This is a genomic window from Kitasatospora sp. NPDC097691 (genome assembly GCF_040302665.1).
Classification (GTDB): Bacteria; Actinomycetota; Actinomycetes; order Streptomycetales; family Streptomycetaceae; genus Kitasatospora.
Genome location: NZ_JBEORY010000044.1, coordinates 41,186 through 60,657, shown reverse-complemented (window position 1 = coordinate 60,657; position 19,472 = coordinate 41,186). Strand labels below are relative to the sequence as shown.

The window sequence follows — 19,472 nt, the reverse complement described above, 5'->3', positions numbered from 1 at the left end:
GCTCACAAGTCACCGCCGGTCCGCTCCGAGGCCATGACGATCTCGGTCACGGTGTCGGGTGCCGGCGTGACGATCAGCGACCAGACACGCCCGTCGCCTCCGTCTGTGCGGAGTTCGTCGGTCCTGTGGAGTTCTCCGGCGTCCGTTCGCCACCCGAGCACGGCCGGCACGGACGCGCCCCGGGGTGGCTCGCCCTCTCGTCCGGAGGCGTCGTTCAGCGCCACCGCGAGTCGGGTTCGGACGATCTGCTCTCCGGCGTCGACCAACTCGAATCTCTGCACGAGGACGGCGCGGCCGTCCACGGTATCGTGGAAGGGGTCGTCCAGGTAGCGCAGCCTGGCGCCGCGTCGGCCGTGTGCCGCGGGGCGGCCAGGGGCGCCCGTCCCGGCTTCCCCGGGATTCGGCGCGCCGGCGTTCGGGGCGGGGCCAGCCGGCCCCGGGGAGCGTGTGCCGTCGGTCGCCGGGAAGACCGCGGAGCCGCCGTGTCCCGGGGCGCCCGCCATAAGCGCCGCCATCAGTTTGCTCATGCCGGCCAGGGAGACTCCGTCCCCGGCGTTGTTGACCACTGCGGCGGGCCCGGAGGCGGCCTTCATCTCGTCCGCGATCTTCTTCAGGGCGTGCTTGGCGAGCTTGCGCTCGTCCAGGTCCTGCAGGCGGTCCACCATCCAGTTGTCATGGCTGGCGGGCTCGGACAGCGCGAAGGTGCGGTCCATGCCCTCGTCGGCCCGGAACACCCCGGCGTAGCCTCCGTGCTCCTCGAAGAACGGCGGGCCTTCGAGGTACTTCACCACCAGGTCCACCGGGCGCATGAGGCAGGTGTGGTGCAAACGGTCGCCTATCCCTGCCTCCTGGGCGACCTTCGGCGGCTTACCGGGCGGTGCGATGAACTTGCGTACGCCGTAGCGCCCGAGCGGGCGCTTCATCGTCTTGTGCTCGATGAGAACGTCCATGTCTCGGTGGGCCCAGAGGAACGGGCGCAGGTGCGCTACCTCGGACGGCCTGGGGATGGAGACCTCGGATCCGTCGTAGGTGATCGAGAAGCGCATCGGCGCGTCCCCGCCTTCGGGAAGCATCTTGGGCCAGAGGTTCCAGACGATCGCGTCGGCGATCCAGCGCATCGCCTCGGCGTCGTCCCGCTGTCCGAACCTGGGCTCGATCACCGCGACGCTGGTGCCGGTCTCGCCGTCGGGCAGTGCCTTCAGTCCGAGCCTTCGGGCCACATCGTCGGCCTCCTCGCCGATGAGCGGTTCGACGTATCCGTCCTGGACGCGTCCCCAGTAGTGCCGGCCGGTGAAGGTCTTCGGGCCCTCGACGGTGTCGGTGCTGTAGCTCTCGTGGACGGCCCAGCCGATGAGTCGGGTCTCCAGGCGGTCGCCGATCCGGCAGCGGGTGTGGACGAGGACCGTGTGCGGCTTGGAGGTGAGGTGGAAGACCACCTTGCCATAGCCGTAGGTGCCGCCGCGGCTGTCGAGGTCCTGGGAGCTGCCGGTCTTGCGGACGAAGGACACGAAGTCGCAGTCACCGTCGGTGACGACGTCGGCGCGGGTCGGGCCGCCGAGTCCCTTGGTGCCGGTGTCCGTCACCGTGAGGACGCGGACGACCGCTCGGGCGAGGGAGGCGCGGAGCTCGAGGTGTTCGGTCGTGGGGGCGTTCTCCAGGAGCAGATCCCGCCAGATCGGCGCTTCGGTGGGGCCGAGGTTGCGCAGTTCGACGCGGTAGTCGACCGGTCCATCGCCGGTCCGGGCGTCCCAGCTGTTCTGCGCCGACTCGCGGACGAGGAGGGTCAGCGGGTCGAGTTCGGTGGCGTCGAGGTGCCTGAGGATTCCCTCGGCCGCCCCTCCTCCGCCGGGCCCATAGGATTCGGACAGCCACCGTGGTGTCGTGGTCACGTCGACTCTCCCATCCGGGCGAGGACGTCGTTCACGGCCTCGTCGTCAAGGCGGTCGGTCCGAATGCCGACGAGGTCCACCGTGTAGCGGACGTCGAAGACTCCCGCCGGTACCTCCGCGCCCGGTATGGAGGCCGTGGTGAGCCTCGGGAACCCGTCGTCGACGGGGTACCAGCGGCTCTCGACCGGGGCAAGCCGCTGGCTGTCCTGGTCCTGGTCGGGTCGCTGGTAGCCGAGGCGGGCGAGCTTGGACAGGAACGCGGCCTCGTCGTCGCACAGATCCCTGGCGTGTGCCACGAGTTCGTCGAGGGTACGGCCTCGTGGATCCGGCTGGAGGCGCTGCCAGGCGATGAACAGCTCGCCGCCCTCCGGCGGTTCGAGTTGGTCGAGTCCGTGGACCTGGAGGAGTCTGCGTTCGGAGACCGTGGCACTGCTCTTGACCTCCAGGGCCAGGCGGCCGTCGGTGAAGTCGTGTCGCTCGCCTTCGGGGCCCGCCCAGTGACGGACGGCTTCCGGGTCGCGTTCCAGCAGGCGGATCAGGACGAGGAGCTCCCCGAAGAGGCCGATGACCTGTTCGTCCGTCAGGGGTCGCCGGCCGCCGCTGAACAGCCGACGCCAGTGCTCCACGACCGCGCGGGCGGTGCGGTAGGGCCGCTCGCCGTCGGCCGCCAGCGCGACGAGCACGTCGCGGCAGAGGCCGGTGAACACGTCGTCGAGTTCGCGGTTGGTGCAGGTTATGTCGGCGAAGCGGCCGTAGCTCTCATCGTCTTCGAGCGGGCGCTCGAAGATCCGAAGCGCTCCGCTGGCGACACCCGCGGAGAGTCGTTGTCGGGTCGCCAGGGGTATCAGCAGGTGCCTCATGCCACCGGTGTCGACCGCCGCCAGGAGCGGACCGTGGGCGGTCGCCACCGGAAGGGAGGACGTCCTCAGGACGTGTCCTTCCGCGACCGGGGCCGCGTCGAGGCCTCGCCAGTGTTCGTCGAGGAGGAGACGGAGGTCGGGCGTGCTCATCTGCCGTCGTCCTCCATCAGCAGGGCGAGCTCGTCCTCGTCGATCGTGTCGAACTCGTCTTCGTCGACGACGCCGGAGAGATCGGCGCTGTACCACTCGACCTCGCTGTCCTTGCCGCGGGGCAGGGGGAAGACGAGACCGACCCCGATGACGTGGTCGGCGGCGTCCAGCGGTACGCGGCGTTCCTTCGTGGGGGGCGAGATCCGGTCGATCGGGTAGAGGGTCAGCAGTGCGGTCTCGGGGCACTGCGTCTGGCGGGCCACCTTCAGGGCCTTCTCGGTGATCTCCTCGAACCCGCTCAGGTCGAGGTCGACGCCGGCGTCCCGGCGGCTCATGAGGGTCTTGATGTCGGCGGCGTCGTGAGTGCTCTCCAACTTCGCACGGATCACCCGGTCCACGGCGACGCCCGGGGCGAACTCGTAGGCCGCGTCGGGATCCTCGGTGAGCGGCTTGCCGATGATCGCGACGTTCCACCGCTTCAACGCCCCACCGCCCGGCGCCTTGAGTCGCCTCTCCACGTATCGACGGAGCAGATCCGCGTCGCAGTCCATCGACTTCTCGTGGAAGCGGTAGCGGCCGAGGAAGTCGAGGACCATGTCGTAGGGGACGTCGCGCAGCAGGTGCCTGCCCTGGGCCGAACGGTCCTCGTGACGGGCCCCGCCGACGCGGAGGGCCTGCTCGACGAGCTCGCCGGCGGCCCTCCGATTGGCTCGCAGCCATTCCGCGTCCGCGGTGCGGAAGTAGCGGGTCTGCACTCGCTGCCCCCCGTAGGCGGCGCTGGCCTTGACCGCGTCCCGCATCTTGGTTGCGGCGGTGATGCGCAGCGCGGGGTGGTTGCGGAGCCGGACGGCGAAGGTCAGCGGGGTCTTGTCCTCGATCATGTAGGAGTCGATGTCCCGCCTCATCTCCGACTCCACGGTGGCGATGTGGCGGAACCAGTCCCGTAGTTCGTCGGTCATCCAGATGCGGGGGAGGTCGGCGTAGCCGTCGCGGAATCCGAACCACCGGCCCATCTGGAGCAGGGTGTCGTAGGTGGAGGCGCCTCGGACGAAGTAGCTGACGGCGAGGCCTTCGAGGGTCAGGCCGCGGGAGAGCGTGTTCCCGCCGACGGCGATGGCGACGATCGGGCCGGTCTCGTAGTCGAGACGTTCGAGGCTTTTGGAGTTGTCGAGGATGATCCGGCAGTCGTCGACAACGCCGGGGAGCTTCGGGAGGAGGTCCTCGAAGGGCACATTCCGCTCGCCGAGCTCCGCCCCGGGCACCCGGGCCGTTTCCGTGTCCCACAGCTCGCGCAGTTCGTCGAGGAGTTCCGGTTCCTCGGCGGCGATCATGTCCGTCATCATGGATCTGAAGCGCTTGAGCGGCTCCTCGAAGCTCTGGTGGACCACGGTGCTGACGCTGGTGTGGACGAGCATCGTCGAGTGAGGGACGCCCCGTCCACGCACGCGTCGGGCCGCCGTGGCGAGCCAGAAGTAGAGGACGGCGGTGCGGAGGGAGCCGTCGATCTCGGGGCTGAATCCGTCGATCTCGTCCCGGCCGGGCCGGACGAGCGCGACCTCCTCTTCCGGCACGGTTCGGATCATGTCGTAACCGTCGGGTACGTCCTGTGGGTCCTCCCCGTCCAGCGGCTCCCGTCCGAACAGCACCTCCGTGCCGAAGTGACCGCGTGGCTTCGGCAGGTTGACGATGAAGTCCCGCGGATAGAGGTCCTTGGCCGTCGGGTCGATGAGGAGGTTCGCGAACGGGGTGGCGGTGTAGCCGACGTATCCGCCCCGCGGGAAGAGGTCGATGATCTCGCGGATCAGCGGGTTGGTGCGCTTCGACGCGATGCTCGCCTGGTCCGCCTCGTCGTCGATGATGAGCGTGGGGCAGTTCTTCAGGTATTCGGGGGCCTTCTCCAGCCAGTCCTTGAGCTTCCTGAGCCGAGGGACGTTCTTCTTCACCACGCACAGGACGTGTTGCTGGCTCTTGTGGGTGAAGAACGCGGCGGGGTTGCCGGCGGGCGGTTCGAAGTCGCCCTCGACTCCGGTGAGGGGGTGCCACTGGTCGATCACCGGTTGGAGGAGCTGTCGTTCGAGCCGCAGCTGGGTCTGCCGGCGGAGGCCGTTGTGGATGCCGGCGAGCACGATGAAGAACTTGTATCCCGCGTCCGCGGCCTTGGCGATCAGGGCGGTGAAGTTGGTGGTCTTGCCGGACTGTACGTAGCCCACGACGAGGCCGCGAGTGGAGAACTCCTTCTCCTTGGGGTGGTCGAGCATCGAGACGACCTTGGTGGACGCGGCGTCGAGGTCCCGGAGGCCGTCACCGTGCCAGGACGGCTGCCTCCCGAGCAGGTCGTGGAACGCGGGCCAGCAGCGGTCACCCTCCTGGGGGCCGACGTACCAGGTCTCGCGGTTGTTACGGACGACCGAGCCGGGCTGGCGCTTGTCGCGGATCTCAACGGTCTCCCGTTGATGGCACTCGCCGATGCGCTTGACGATGTCCTCGTCCACCCGGAACAGCTTGAGCATCGCCAGGGCCTGCTCCGGCGTGTGCAGCTTGATCAAGCCCCGGAAGTGCTCGTACTGCGCGTCGAACTCGTCCACGGATCCCCTTCCGCCCCACACCCGGTCCGGCACGTAACCCCTGTTCGGCCGGACCCCACGACGTGACGACCGTACAGCAACGCGAGCATCGTTCCCATGCGTACCAATGTCGCGGTCGAGTGCGGCCGACGGTCAGGCGGCGACGAGGACCGGTTCCTTGGCGCGACGGCGCCGCTTCGGGGCGGGCGCGGGGAGCTGTTCGGCCTGAGCCACCAGAAGCGGCGCGAGATGCTCCGCGATGGCCCGGGCGAGACCGACGGGCACGGCGTTGCCGATCTGGCGGGCGATCTGGTCACGGTTGCCGCACCACTTGAAGTCCATGGGGAAGCTCTGCAGGAGGGCCGCCTCGAGGTGGGTGATGGGGCGGTGAAGCCATGGGTGGAGGTACCGACCCTTCTCCGGCTTGAAGAACTCGGTCCGGATCGTCACGGAGGGCTTGTCCCGGAACATGCGGCCCATGACGTCGGCGGAGCCGCTCTTATGCTTCTTCCAGCAGGCGGACAGCAGCTCGAACGGGATGTCGAAGCGGTTCCCGCCCTCCGGGATGGAGGCGTAGCGCTTCAGCGACTTCTGGGTGATGCCGCTTCGCCGGAGGTGCAGTTCCTCCATGGAGTACGGACCCGGGACGCCGTTGACCGTCGACCCCCGCGTGGGCAGTTGCGGGGTCTGCTTCTTCAGGACGAGTTCCGAGATCGTCTGCCAGACGGTGCGCGGCCGGCCGACGGTCGGTGCGGGGATCAGGAGGGCGACGAGTTCCATCTCCGACAGCTGGTCGAGCCGCTTGCCCCTGCCCGGGACGATGAGGTCCTTTCGCGCCCCGACGAGAATGGTCCGCTTCCTGCGCTGCGGCACACCGTGATCGTCAGCGTTGATCAGCTCGTGCCGGATGAGGTAGTCCTCGAGGAGACCCCCGGTGCGGGTCTCGTTCACGAGCAGGGCGAACTCGGGGGACCGCCGGAACGCGTCGACGTTCTCCATCACGAAGAACTTCGGTTCGGCGGCGGCGACGACGGTCAGGTAGTGGCGCCACAGCTGGTTGCGCTCGTCGTCGGGGTCCTGGTTGCCGAGCCTGGAGAACCCCTGGCACGGAGGACCGCCGAGGACCACGTCGGCCTTGGGGATCCCCGCCGCGCGTTTCACCCACTCGGCGATGTCGCCCTGATGGATGTGAGCGCCGAAGTTCGCCTCGTAGGTGGCCGCGGCGGCCTTGTCGAGCTCCACTGCGGCGATGGGGCGGTACAACGACTTCCCGTGGTGCCTGGCGTCGACGAATCCCTTGGTCAAGCCTCCACAACCCGCGAAGAGATCGATCACCCGGAAGTCCCCGGTTTGGGGGGTCTTACCGCTGTGAGGCGGGTCGAATGCGCTGATCGCGGAGGGGGTGTCGGCCATACAGGGCACTCTAGCCGGCCGGACCTATTAGGAACAACACACAGGGCAAACGTAAACTCTACTACGCAGGGCGGGCATCGCGCCGGCCCTGATTCCGCTCCGTTCCGACGGGCGGGACCCCCGACGTCGGCCCACGGCCGTATCGTCGACTCCGTACCGCACGCACGACGGGTAGGGGATCATCGGTGGCTGTCGCAGCTCCCGGCGAGTCGTCGAAGCCGGGCTCGACGGACCGCTCATGGCGGCCGAAGCCGGGGCTGGGCACGACCCAGCGCTCGAAGGAACAGGACCGGGCCGCCGGCGGCCACGACCACCGTCTGGTGGACGTGGGCGAGGGGCGACTGCGGCCCGCGAGCGTCGTGCTGAACAGGTCCGCCCGGACCGGGCGGGTCAAGGCGGCCCTGAGGTGGTCCTCCGACGGACGGCCGAAGACGGTTTCCCTGGGTGAGGTGGATCACCCCACGCGAGCCGCCAACCTGCGCGAGGGCTGGCACCTGGCCCAGGAGGCCGGACTGCTCACCGAGGCCTCCCTCCCCCCGGACTCGTGGGCCTCATCCCTGGGGGCGCGGGCGTCCATGCGCTCCAACACGGGCAGGGACACCAAGCCCGAGCTGCGCCTGCGGTCGCTGCTGCATCGCGCCGGGCTCAGGTACCGGGTGTCCGCGCGGCCGGTCCCCACCCTGCGCCGGACCGCCGACGTGGTCTTCACGAGGGCCAAGGTCGCGGTCTTCGTGGACGGCTGCTACTGGCACTACTGCCCGGAGCATCGCAGCGTGCCCGTGACGAACCGGGACTTCTGGGTCGAGAAGCTGGAGAAGAACAGAGCCCGCGACGCCGAGACGGTTCGGCTGCTGCAGGACCACGGGTGGACTGTCGTCCGCATCTGGGAACACGTCCCCGCCGAGGAGGCGGCCCGCCTGGTGATCGAACAGGTCCACCGTGCTCACGGGTCAGGCCCTCACTGATCGGAAGATCTCGGTTCGGCCTCTGATCCCGGATCCGCCGTCCCGTCAGGTCCGTTGGTCTAGAGTCCTGTGCAGTGGGGATGTGCGGGGGACGTGCACGTCCCGCCGGCAAGCGGTGACATGCGGGGGACGGACTGAAGGATCGGCACACAGCCCGAACCCCGGCCGACGGTGCTGTCGTCGGACTCCCGACGCGCGCTTTCGGGAATCACCTGGCGGGCGGCGCGGGCGACCCCACCCACAGAAGGTTTCCCCACCCGACATCGCGTGGCTCCAGGAAGTCTCAGACTGCTCCGAGCGGATGTACGACTGGCCGCAGCGCGGAAGACCCGGACGCGAGGAGTACGCACCCGTGACGACGGAACGACTGTCCTGGACCCCGGACTCGTGTCTTGTCGAGGAGGTCGAGACCCAGTTCGCCAGAGCCGTCGCCTCCTACCGGGCGAACCCGCACCTCATCTCCGAGCACGCGAACCACGAGGAGTCCATCCGGGTCGGGGGATACGCGACCCGCACGCTCCTTGAACTGGTTCAGAACGCCGCCGACGCGATGTCGGGCGTGGGCGGGGACGAAGGCGGGTTCACCGGCCGCGCCGAGATCGTCCTCGACACGGAGAACCGGACCCTCTACTGCGCCAACGACGGTCGCCCGTTCTCGAGGAACGGGCTCACCGCGATCACCCACGCACACCTCAGCGGCAAGCGGGGCGACGAGATCGGGCGTTTCGGTCTCGGGTTCAAGTCCGTCCTCGCGGTCTCGAGCGCCCCTCAGGTGTTCAGCCGTTCGGTGTCGTTCGAGTTCAACTCGCCTGTGGCCCGGGGCGAGCTCGCGAAGATCACGGCTGCCGTGAAACGGTATCCGGTCCTGCGCACCGCGACCGTCCTCGACCCGGACGCCGCGTTCGCCGAAGACCCCGTTCTCGCGGGGCTCGCGTCGTGGGCGTCCACCGTCGTGAAGCTCTCGGACGCGTCCGGCCTCGGCAGGATCCGCGAGGAGATCGAGGAGTTCTCCTCGGAGTTCCTCCTCTTCGCCGGGGCCGTGCGGGAGGTGAGGCTCAGAGTGCTCGGGCAGGACTCGTTCGAGACGACGCACACGTCCCGGGACCTGGGAGGAGGCGTCTTCAGGATCGAGGACCCCGACGGCGACGGCGACGAATGGATCGTCGAGAGCCGGATGCACACGCCCTCCCCGGAGGCCCGCCGGCAGGTCGGGGAGGCCGTCTCCCGCAATCAGGTCAAGGTCACCGTCGCCGTTCCGAGGCGCCACGCGAGGCAGCGCATCGGGCGATTCTGGTCCTACTTCCCGCTCCAGGACCAGACCTCGGCGTCGGCGCTCTTCAACGCCCCGTGGAGCGTGAACGACGACCGGACGACGCTGCTCAAGAACGACTACAACCGGGAGATCCTCGGAACGCTGGCGGAGATGTTCGTCGACGTACTGCCGCAGGTGGCCACACCCGACGACCAGGCGGCCCATTTCGACTACATGCCGGCGCGAGGAAGGGAACAGCTCTCCTTCGGCGACGAGTATTTGTGCGTGCACGTGCCGGGGATCTCGGCCTCCCACGCACTCGTCCCCGACGCCACGGGCACCTTCCGGAACACCTCCGAACTCACTCCGCTGGACTTCGCCCTCGAGGTCGACCAGACCGACCATCAGGCCTGGATCCACTCCCCGAACACCGGCGACGACGTTCCGCACTGGCGTTGTTACGCGTCCCGGCAACGGTTCACCCGTCTTCGGCAGATTTTCGTGGCGTCGCAGCCCCGCAGCTTCCTCGATCACGACCGGGACATGAAGCGGGCGCTGACGGAGTTGCGGAAGCGCGGACTTCGCTCGTGGTTGCGCGAGTGGGCCGAGGGAACGGACGACGCGTCCGCGGCGGACGCGTTCAAGTTCGCGCTCGGGCACCGGAACCTGCCCGACATCGAGCTGGCCAAGGTGATCCCGACCACCGACGGCATGCACGCGATCGGCGATCGGAACACCGTCTTCCTGCACCAGGAGGAGGGAGTCGAGATCGAGGGGGCGGTGTTCGTCTCCGCCGGCTTCCTGGCACAGCCGGGAGTGGAGGCGGGCCTCAGAGGGACCGGTTTCCGGGACCTGGACCCGCTCGCGATCCTCAACGCGCGCCTCGCCGCCCTGTCGACCGAATCGGGCGACGACGAGCTGGTCAAGCTCTGGACCGCCGTCCTCGACGTCCCCGGCGCCGTCGCGCTCAAGGCTCTCGCCGCTCACCCGGCCACGGTCAAGGTTCCCACCCTCGACGGTGGTTGGGCCTGGCCTCACCAAGTCCTCGACCTCGACGAGCCGTTGGGCGACGACCACACGAGGAGGTCGTTGGACCGCAAGCGCTGCCTGCCGGAGGTCGCCCACAGGCTCGGGGTCGTCCGGGTCCCCGTGAAGGACTACGCGCTCGAGGACGAGCCGTGCCTGGGGCGGTACCGGGAGTGGGTCCTGGAGACGCTCAACGCCCAGCGGGGCCCGGGCGAACGTCCGATCCAGAACATCGACTTCCTCCGCGGTGAGGGTCCGGGTCCGTTCTCCGTCCTGTTGCTGCTGCGCGACGCGGACGCGTCGAAGCACTCGCGCGCGGACTGGACGACCGGGCTGCTTCAGGCGGGCGACCCGGACTGGACCTGCGAGGACCTCGACACGGGCGCGGTGCACGCCGTCCGGTCACCGGTCCGTTGGGCGGTGGAGCAGGCCGGGCTGCTGCAGTCGAATCGGGGGTTCCACGCGCCCGCCGACGTGGTGGCGCCGTCCCTCGTGCAGTATGCGAGCCTGCTTCCCTTGTTCAAGGGGTCGCAGCGGGTGGCCGACGTCCTGGAACTACCGGACGAGCTCGACGCGGTACCCGCCCACGTGTTCAGGGAGGCGCTCGACGCACCGCTGTTCGATCCCAACACCCGCGACACCGTGCTCGTCGACTTCGTCCTCACGGCGTGCCGCGTCGCCTATCCCGGTACCCGACCCCCCGGAATCCCCGCCAGGGTGGGGCGTGTGATCGAGCGACGTTCCCCGTCGTCGGTGTACCTCGCCGTCACGGACGAACAGGAGGACTACCTCGCCGCACGTCAGCGCCCCTATCTGAGGGTGACGGAGGAGCAGGCCGACGAATTCGTCGCGTCGGCGGGTTGCGGCCGGTTCGAGGACAGTTTCGCCTTCTCGATGATCGTCGAGGGTGTGCAGGAGAGCGAACGGGTGCTCGACGTCTTCACCGGGCTCCGCGGCACACGCGCGGCCGACCGGCTGGTCGACGCCACGATCACCAAGGCCGTCCAGGTGGTCAAACGGGTGACCAGGGACGACGGCGTCGAGGACGACTCGCTCGAGTGGCACCTCGACGGGCACGATCTGGTCGCACGCGGGGACACGGACGAACGACGCCTCCTGCACATCGTCAACGAGGCCTTCGATCTGCGCCTGACGAACGCCGAGCTCGAGGACGTCCGCAAGACCGGCGTCGGCGACAGACTCGAACTGCTCCGTCAGGAGGCCCTCGCCGCCGCGAGCGACGAGGAGCGGCTCGACGTCTACATCGGCCCCGACGACCTGCGCGACGCCTTGCCCAAGGGCCTGTGGCAGGCGCTCGAGGCGCAGGGTCTGGTCGACGACGACACCTCCGTCGCCGACCTCTTCCTCAAGGTCTACGGCGCGGATTCGATCAGACTGCTCGTCCCGTTGTTCCGGGACATGGGCTTCCCCGACGTTCCGACGACGTGGGCCGGTGGCGCCCTGACCGTCTCCTGGCTGCGGAGGATGGGGTTTCCGGCCGAGTACGCCGGCCGTCGGACCGAACGCCAGCCCGCCGAGTTCGTCGTCCCGGGCGCCGTGAAGCTCAACGACCTCCACGACTTCCAGGCCGACATCAGTCGTCGGCTGGCCGACGTGCTCACCCTTCGGGAGGAGGGCGGCCGCCATCGGAAGGCGATGGTGGAACTGCCCACCGGTGCGGGCAAGACCCGTGTCGCGGTGGAGACCGTGCTCACGCTCTTCATCGACGGCCGGCTCCGCGGCCCGGTGCTGTGGATCGCGCAGTCGTCGGAGCTCTGCGAGCAGGCCGTCCAGACCTGGAGCACGGTGTGGCGGGGGCTCGGTGACGAGCGTCCGCTGACGATCGGGCGTCTGTGGGAGAACAACGTCGTACACCAGCCGGACACCGAGTTCAGCGTCGTGGTGGCGACGGACGCCAAGCTTGACGTCATCCTGGGCGCGGCCGAGTACGAGTGGTTGAGCAGGGCCTCGGCCGTCATCGTCGACGAGGGGCACCGAGCGGGCGAGTCCGAGCGCTACACCCGGATCCTGAACTGGCTCGGCGTGGCCGGCCGCGGCTGGGAACGGCCTCTGGTGGGACTCTCCGCGACGCCCTTCAAGGGCAGGTCCACGACGGGGACCGCCGCTCTCGCCAGCCGGTTCGGCAAGCACAAGCTCAAGGCGTTCGAGGGGAACGTCTACGAGGAGCTCGTCGCGCGCGGAGTGCTGGCACGGGTCGAGCACGAGGTGCTCGACGGCATCAAGGTCGTCCTCAAGGACGAGGAGCGTGACGAGGCCACACGGCTGCGACGCATCAGTCCGGCCGTTCTGGACCGCATCGGCCAGAGCCACGTCCGCATGAAGACCCTGGTCGAGGACATCATCAGCCGCGATCCGGACTGGCCGGTGCTCGTGTTCACCCCGAGCGTCCTCTCCGCCCAGGTACTCGCCGCGACGCTGCGATACCGCGGTGTCGAGGCGGCCTCGGTGAGCGGACAGACCGGCCGACAGGAGCGCCGCGACATCATCGAACGGTTCAAGGAGCGGAAGATCCGCATCCTGGCCAACTGCGACCTGTTGATCCAGGGCTTCGACGCACCGGGCGTGCGGGCGCTCTACATCGCCCGCCCGACCTTCAGCCCCAACGCCTACATCCAGATGGCCGGCCGCGGCCTGCGCGGCCCGAGGAACGGTGGAAAGGAGATGTGCCTGATCGTGGACATGGCCGATAACTTCGGAGGAGACGTCAACTCGTTCCTCGGGTACCGCGAGTACGAGGACCTCTGGCAGGAGCAGCGCGCGTGATCCTTGTACCCGGTCTGAAGGACATCGAGCGCAATGCCGCAAGCGACGCCGAGCTCCGGCTCGCCCGTCTGCTGCGGGACGTGGAGGGCGACCCCGAGGCCGTCGCCTTCCACTCGGTGCGGTTGCGCTCGCACGCCTACAAGCAGCGGGCGGAGGCGGACTTCGTCATCCTGTGGAAGAAGGTCGTGATCGTCGTCGAGGTGAAGGGGGGCGGGGTCGGCAAACACGACGGGAAGTGGTACAGCGTCGACCGACGTGGCGACTGGCACAAGTTGTCCGACCCTCCGATGAAGCAGGCCGAGTCCGCCATGTACGCCCTGAGAGACGTCCTCCAGGAGGAGGGCGCCGGCTGGTTCGCGCACGAGGCCGTCGTCGTCACACCCGACATCCCCACGCCCCCGCACGCGATCGAGTGGCGCCCGACCCACTGGCTGGCGAAGGACGACATGACCGTCTCGGGGGTGGCGGCCGCCCTCGACGCGATCGCGAAGGCGTCGGCGGCGCCTCCGGGGAACCGGAGGCTCGCCCGGCCAGAGGAGCTGCGCACACGCCTGTTCGGGGAGTTCACGCGCATGCCCGTCGTCGACGCCCAGCGCGGTGCGGTCATCGAGGAGCAGAACCACGCCACCGCCGGCCAGGCCCGGGTCCTCGCCTCGATGGCGCGCAACCCCCGGATCATGGTGTTCGGCGGCGCCGGCACGGGCAAGTCACTCGTCCTCGCGGAGGCGGCCAAGCAGGAGGCGGACCTGGGACGCTCCGTCCTGATCACCTTCCACTCCCCCGAGCTCCTGCGTTTCTTCGCGCCCCACGTGGTCGGCCTCGACATCGACATCCTCCCGTTCCATCGACTCGGGCCCGACAAGACCTACGACGCCGTGTTCGTCGACGAGGCGCAGGACCTGATGACCGCCGAGGCGATGGACACGCTCGACCGGGTCGTAGCGGGCGGCCGGGCCGTGGGCCGATGGCGCATGTTCCTCGACATGAACAACCAGGCACACGTCGACGGCAACTACGACGAGGACGTCCTCGAACTCGTCAAACCCGAGGCCTCCCTGTTCGACCTCAGCCTCAACGTCCGCAACACCCGGGCGATGGTGCACATGGTCCAGGAGTACCTGGCCGCGGACGTCGGGGACCCGGGCATCGTGCACGGTGAGAAGGTCCAGTGGCACACACCCGGCGGGGACGCCAGCGTCGACGAGGCCGAAGCCGTCGCCCGGAAGCTGGTCGCCGACGGAGTCCGCAAGGACGACATCTGGATCGTCGACGTCGCCTCCGGTGCCGCTCCTGCCAGGACGGACGACGGATTCGTCGTGATGAGCCCGCGATACGCCAAGGGCCTTGAGGCGGAACACGTCGTCGTCTGCGACCTACCCACGACCTTTGACGACGCCGGAACGGCGGCGCTCTACGTCGCGGTGACCCGCGCCCGGGTCTCGTTGCACGTCGTCGCGTCCAAGGACGACAGGCGGCGCCTCCAGCAGCTCGTCCAGCACCGGTTGGAGACCGCATGACCATGACCGCGGCGCAGCGGAGCGCCCTGAAACACCTTCGAGCGGCCTACGTCGGACCGGACGGCGACGACGACGAGGTGGTGTTCAACCTGCCGGACCGGCAGTACGCCGTCGGGATGCTGTTCCCGCCGGCGCCGTCAGGCCCTCCCGCCACAGAAGCGGAGTCCACGTCCCGGATCGCGGAGAACGACGTCGAGGCGGACGTACCCCTGGGAGAGGTGGAGGAAGGCGGAGCGTCCGTGCCCCTCGCCGAGGACTGGCGCCCATCGTCCGTGGCGATCTCCTTCGTCACGGACCAGTCCACGGTGCTCTGCGACTTCTCCGGGGGCACGTACGAGCCGATCGCGGACGACGGTCCGCCCCGCTGGCGGCGCCGCCCGTTCTCCCGCAAGGGGCTGGAGCTCGCCCAGAAGCTCGCCCCGCACGCACTCCGGGCGGGCGACGTCGAGTTCGAGATCGGCTCGAGGTGGCGTCCCTACGGAGACGCCCATCTGGTGACGATCCACGCACGCGTACGGTCGCAGTCGCAGGACAACGACCGGAAGGACATCGCCCGGATGCTCTTCCAGGTCGCGCTCCACGCCATGCCGGCTCCCGGCGGCCGGATCCTGGAGTACGACGTCCCACGGTCCTTCGACGTGGACGACGAGTCGGCGGAACTGCGCCTTCGCTACCGCGACAAGAAGGTCTACGCGGTGGGACACGGCATGGCGGCCGACTGGAAGGTCGAGGACGGTGTGTGCACGCGCGTCCTCCTGACCCCCGTGCCGTCGTTCGTGGTGCCCACCGTGGAGACCGTCGGGTTCGACGTCGACTCGGAGGCGGCCCGGGCACTGCTGCTGGAGAACCTGTCACGGATCGACACCCGACCGGAGGAGGTCGTGCCGATGCTCGACGCGTTCGTCCGGTCCTTCTCCGACTGGGTCTCGGAGCAGCAGAGGCGCGTCGAGGACTTCGGCGCGGACGCCCCGGTCGCGCGGGCGATCACCGACCGGGCACGCGCCGCCGCGGACCGGATGGCGGACGGCGTCGACCTTCTGCGAGACCCGGGGCAGGAGAAGCTGAGGATCGCGTTCGCCCTGGGCATGGCCGCGATGAGGCTGCAGATTCGCCAGGCTTCGATCAGACGCGAGGGGGCCTCGGAGAACGTGGAGGAGCCCCGGTGGCGTCCCTTCCAGCTCGGCTTCCTGCTGGTGGCTCTGGCCTCGACCGTCGACGAGGCCCACGACGACCGGGAACTCGTCGATCTGATCTGGTTCCCCACCGGTGGCGGCAAGACGGAGGCCTACCTCGGTCTCGCGGCGGTCGAGATCTTCCGCCGCCGGCTCGTCCACGGGACCAAGGGCGCCGGCACCGCGGTCATCACCCGCTACACGCTCCGCCTCCTGACGGCCCAGCAGTTCCAGCGCGCGGCCTCGCTCGTCTGCGCGATGGAGCTTCTGCGGCACGACGACCCACGGGCGGCGGGGATGGCCCGGTTCTCCATCGGGCTCTGGGTCGGCAACGAGGTCACTCCCCGTTCGAGGGTCGACGCCAAGGGCGCCCTCGACCGTCTCCACAAGGCCGCGAAGCCCGAGGAGGCGAACAAGTTCCAGATCGAGGGGTGTCCGTGGTGCGGCGCCCCACTCGTACCCGAATCCAGGAGCATGGACCGGGCCCGGTACGGCTTCCGGCTCGTCGGCAACGACGTCCTCGTCCACTGCACCGACGGCGCCTGCCGGTTCAACCGAGGACTCCCCGTGGCCGTGGTCGACGAGGTCCTCTACGAGGATCCGCCGACGATCCTGCTGGCGACCGTCGACAAGTTCGCCCGCCTGCAGTTCAACACCGCGGCGGGCGCCCTCCTCGGCCTCGGTAGGCCGTACCTGCAGCCGTCGATGATCATCCAGGACGAGCTCCATCTACTGTCGGGCCCGCTCGGCACGACGGTCGCCGTCTTCGACGCCGTGATCCAGCTGCTCCTGAGCCGGGGTGGCACCCAGCCCAAGATCATCGCCTCGACGGCCACGATCCGCGCCTCCGCCGAGCAGGTCCGAGGGCTGTACGGGCGCGAGGTCGCCCTGTATCCGCCGGCGGGACTCGACGGGGACCGCACGTTCTTCTCCCGCCCCGTCGAGAGCGGCGAGGGCCGCCTCTACGTCGGACTGATGCCGCAGTCCCTGTCCCAGGTCTCCGCGGTCATCTCCGCGGCGGCGCCGCTGATCGAGATCCCGGAGGTGCTCGCCCGGACCCCCGACTCGGGAGGGACGCGCGACTCGTACTGGACGACCGTGATGTACCACAACAGCCTCCGCGAGCTCGGGCGCACCGGGACACTGGTGGTCGACGACGTCAACGGGCGCCTCGAACCGCGCTCGGACCGGTTGGCCCTGCCGCTGCGCCGGGTCAGGGCGGAGCGGGTGCTGGAGCTCACCAGTAGGCGGGGTCCGGAGGAACTGCCCAACGACCTGCGCGAACTCGGCCGCAGCGTCGACGTCAGCGACGACGCCGTCGACGTCGTCCTATCCTCCAACATGCTCTCCGTCGGAATCGACATCCCCCGCCTGGCCCTGATGCTGATGGTCGGCCAGCCGAAGACGACCTCGGAGTACATCCAGGCCACCAGCCGGGTCGGCCGTGGGGAGAACAACGGCATCGTGACGACGCTGTTCCGCTCCAACCGGGCACGGGACCGTTCGCACTTCGAGTCCTTCCGCGGTTTCCACGAGACGCTCTACCGCAACGTCGAACCGACGAGCGTCACCCCCTGGTCGACGGCGTCCCGCGACCGGTCGTTGGCGGGCGCCCTCGTGGCGCTGCTGCGGCACTCGCTGCCGTCCCTCGCCGCGAACGACACCGCGGACCGCCTCGATCTGGACGACGACCGGATGCGTGAGGCGGTCGAGCGGATCGTCTCGGCGTTCGTCGCCCTTGTGGGCCGCTCGGAGGACGTCGAGGTCGAGGAGACCGAGGCGCAGGTGTGGCGACTGCTGAACGAGTGGGACCACCGCGCGAATCGCGCCCGTGACGACCACGCCCCGCTGCTGTACGAGTACAAGAAGTCCGAGGACCGGGCGCTGCTGAAGCGATTCGACCAGAACAGGGAGGGATGGCTCGTCGGCGACTCGATGCGGTCCGTCGAACCGAACGTCGCCGTACAGGTACGCGAGCCGTCGGAAGGAGCCGACCGTGGAACGAATCCTGCATGACCTGCGTCTCTCGGAGACGATCACGCCCTTCGGGGTGGGGGCCGTGGTGGACGTGCTCGGGGAGTCGCTGATCGCCCCCGACACCTCGTGGTGGGACCGCAAGCGGGCCCCGGAGATCAGCTGTGACCGGCTGCTGGCGCGGCTGGGCGCCGGCGTGTTGCGCCAGGCACCCGCTCACGCCGGGCGGGCGGCCAAGGACACCGACCATCTGCTCTACTGGCGTTTCCCCACCTGGCGGTTCTGCGAGCAGTGCACGCGACTCTCCAAGGTCACCGGCCGGAAGAACGGCCGTTGGATCAACAGGTGCGACTGCGGCGGCGCGCTCGTACCGATGCGCTACGTCGCCGTGTGCCGCAAGGGCAGCCACATCCAGGACATCCCCTGGTTCAAGTGGGCGCACCGCGGCTCCGACTGCGGCGTCACCGAGGCCGTGCGGCACTGCCGCGCGTTCACGGAGCTGAAGTTCGTCCGCTCGATGCGGCACGGTGAGGGCCTGGCCGCGCTCCGCGTCCACTGCACCGCGTGCAAGCGCTCCCGCCCACTCTCCGATCTGACCGGCGAGGACTCCCTGCACCGCGACTACATCCGTTGCGACGGCACCCAGCCATGGGAGGAGCCGAAGCCCGGAGACGCCTGCGACCACCGGCTCGTCGCCGTCCAACGCGGTGCCACCGGCAACTACATCGCCGAACGCCTCTCGGCCCTGGACATCCCCGAGGAACGGCCGCACTCCGCACAGGTCACGGAACGCATCCGAGGCCACCTCTACTTCGACAAGGTGGTCGCCGACAACGGCGGTCCGCAGGCGGAGATGGTGGCCGGATGGATCGCGGACGAGGTCGGGGTGACGGCGGAGGAGGTCCTACGCGTCGCGGCCGGGGACGACGACACCGCGGACACCCCCCTCCTCGACCTGAAGGACGGCGAGTGGGCCGCGTTCCTCGGGAAACTCGAAGCCGGAAGGGACGACGGTGCAGGAGACTTCGTCGTCGACGGCTGGAAGGTACCCGCCGACCCGAAGTGGCCCTCCTCGCTGACGAGCCACCTCGTCGGCGTCGGTCAGGTCCGACGCGTCCGCGAGGTACGGGCCCTCAAGGGCTTCCGACGCCACGACGCCGAGGCCGACCTCATCCCCGCCGACCTCGGCCCCGACCGGCGACGCATGCCGGTCTACCCGGCCGTCGAGGTGTTCGGTGAAGGGATCTTCCTCCGTTTCGACGAGGAGCGGCTCTCGCTATGGGAGAACCTGCCGAAGGTCCGCGACCGGGCCGAGATCCTGGTGGACCGACGCGCGTCGAGCCAGTGGGCTCACCGGCTCGACGTACCCGAGCCCCGCTTCATCGCCCTGCACACAATCGCCCACCTGCTCGTCCGCCGGCTCGCGTTCGCCAGCGGCTACGCGTCGGCGGCGCTCCAGGAACGGGTCTACGCCAACTCCGACCGTCCGGACCGCACCGCCGGGATCCTGATCTACACCGCCGCGGGTGACGCCCAGGGAACGCTCGGCGGACTCGTCCGCCTCGGCGCGCCCGACAAGCTCCTCCCGTTGCTGCTGGCCGCCCTCAACGACGCGGACGTCTGCTCGAACGACCCCGTGTGCATCGAGAGCGACCACCAGGGCTCCTCCTCCCTCAACCTGTCGGCGTGCCACGGCTGCGCGCTCGTCAGCGAGACCTCGTGCGAGTCGGGCAACCGTCTGTTAGACCGTCAACTCGTCCTCGGTGGTCGGGACGTGCCCGGCCTCCTCGAGACCGTCCTCGACGAGGTCCGGCGCGGGGCGAGCGTGTAGCGCGACGGCCTCGAACGAGCGCCCTCCCGCGTGCCTCGGGATGTTCCCGGGCACCGGGGGCGCTCACCGGCCAGC

General features: G+C 69.3%; 9 protein-coding genes. 5 read left to right on the top strand and 4 right to left on the bottom strand.

From position 1 onward, the window contains the following. Positions 1 to 2 precede the first annotated feature (2 nt). From ABTY56_RS26505 to ABTY56_RS26490, 4 genes are all read right to left on the bottom strand, one after another. Entirely contained in the window at positions 3 to 1,889 is a 1,887-nt protein-coding gene (locus ABTY56_RS26505) for a hypothetical protein (RefSeq protein ID WP_350631675.1), read from the bottom strand. Next, entirely contained in the window at positions 1,886 to 2,899 is a 1,014-nt protein-coding gene (locus ABTY56_RS26500) for a PD-(D/E)XK motif protein (protein WP_350631674.1), read from the bottom strand. Before ABTY56_RS26500 ends, ABTY56_RS26505 begins: the two co-directional genes overlap by 4 nt. After that, positions 2,896 to 5,484 carry a Z1 domain-containing protein gene (locus tag ABTY56_RS26495; RefSeq protein ID WP_350631673.1) on the bottom strand — a complete coding sequence of 863 codons (2,589 nt, stop codon included), beginning with the start codon at positions 5,482 to 5,484 and terminating at the stop codon, positions 2,896 to 2,898. The genes ABTY56_RS26500 and ABTY56_RS26495 overlap by 4 nt, the downstream gene beginning before the upstream one ends. Before the next feature lie 132 nt (positions 5,485 to 5,616). Beyond that, a complete protein-coding gene (locus ABTY56_RS26490; RefSeq protein WP_350631685.1) occupies positions 5,617 to 6,798 on the bottom strand; it encodes a DNA cytosine methyltransferase in 1,182 nt (393 codons plus the stop codon). Between the two features lie 263 nt (positions 6,799 to 7,061). Here ABTY56_RS26490 and ABTY56_RS26485 point away from each other — a divergent pair, with 263 nt between their 5' ends. The 5 genes from ABTY56_RS26485 (at position 7,062) to drmB (ending at position 19,397) form a co-directional block, all read left to right on the top strand. Then, complete coding sequence (locus ABTY56_RS26485) at positions 7,062 to 7,841, top strand: very short patch repair endonuclease (protein ID WP_350631672.1); 780 nt, start codon at positions 7,062 to 7,064, stop codon at positions 7,839 to 7,841. A 352-nt stretch (positions 7,842 to 8,193) separates the two neighbouring features. Then, positions 8,194 to 12,903 carry a sacsin N-terminal ATP-binding-like domain-containing protein gene (locus tag ABTY56_RS26480; protein ID WP_350631671.1) on the top strand — a complete coding sequence of 1,570 codons (4,710 nt, stop codon included), beginning with the start codon at positions 8,194 to 8,196 and terminating at the stop codon, positions 12,901 to 12,903. Beyond that, positions 12,900 to 14,420 (top strand): NERD domain-containing protein, encoded by a 1,521-nt coding sequence (locus ABTY56_RS26475; RefSeq protein ID WP_350631670.1) that lies wholly within the window; start codon positions 12,900 to 12,902, stop codon positions 14,418 to 14,420. The genes ABTY56_RS26480 and ABTY56_RS26475 overlap by 4 nt, the downstream gene beginning before the upstream one ends. Next, positions 14,417 to 17,608, top strand: a complete 3,192-nt coding sequence (locus tag ABTY56_RS26470) for a helicase-related protein (protein WP_350631669.1) — start codon at positions 14,417 to 14,419, stop codon at positions 17,606 to 17,608. Before ABTY56_RS26475 ends, ABTY56_RS26470 begins: the two co-directional genes overlap by 4 nt. Further along, on the top strand, positions 17,589 to 19,397 hold the full coding sequence (gene drmB / locus ABTY56_RS26465) for a DrmB family protein (RefSeq protein WP_350631668.1): 1,809 nt from the start codon (positions 17,589 to 17,591) through the stop codon (positions 19,395 to 19,397). Before ABTY56_RS26470 ends, drmB begins: the two co-directional genes overlap by 20 nt. Positions 19,398 to 19,472: the final 75 nt, after the last annotated feature.

Bases quoted from the DNA above. Each gene is read 5' to 3' on its own strand.
- ABTY56_RS26500 (WP_350631674.1), bottom strand. From the start codon at position 2,899: ATGAGCACGCCCGACCTCCGTCTCCTCCTCGACGAACACTGGCGAGGC.
- ABTY56_RS26470 (WP_350631669.1), top strand. From the start codon at position 14,417: ATGACCATGACCGCGGCGCAGCGGAGCGCCCTGAAACACCTTCGAGCG.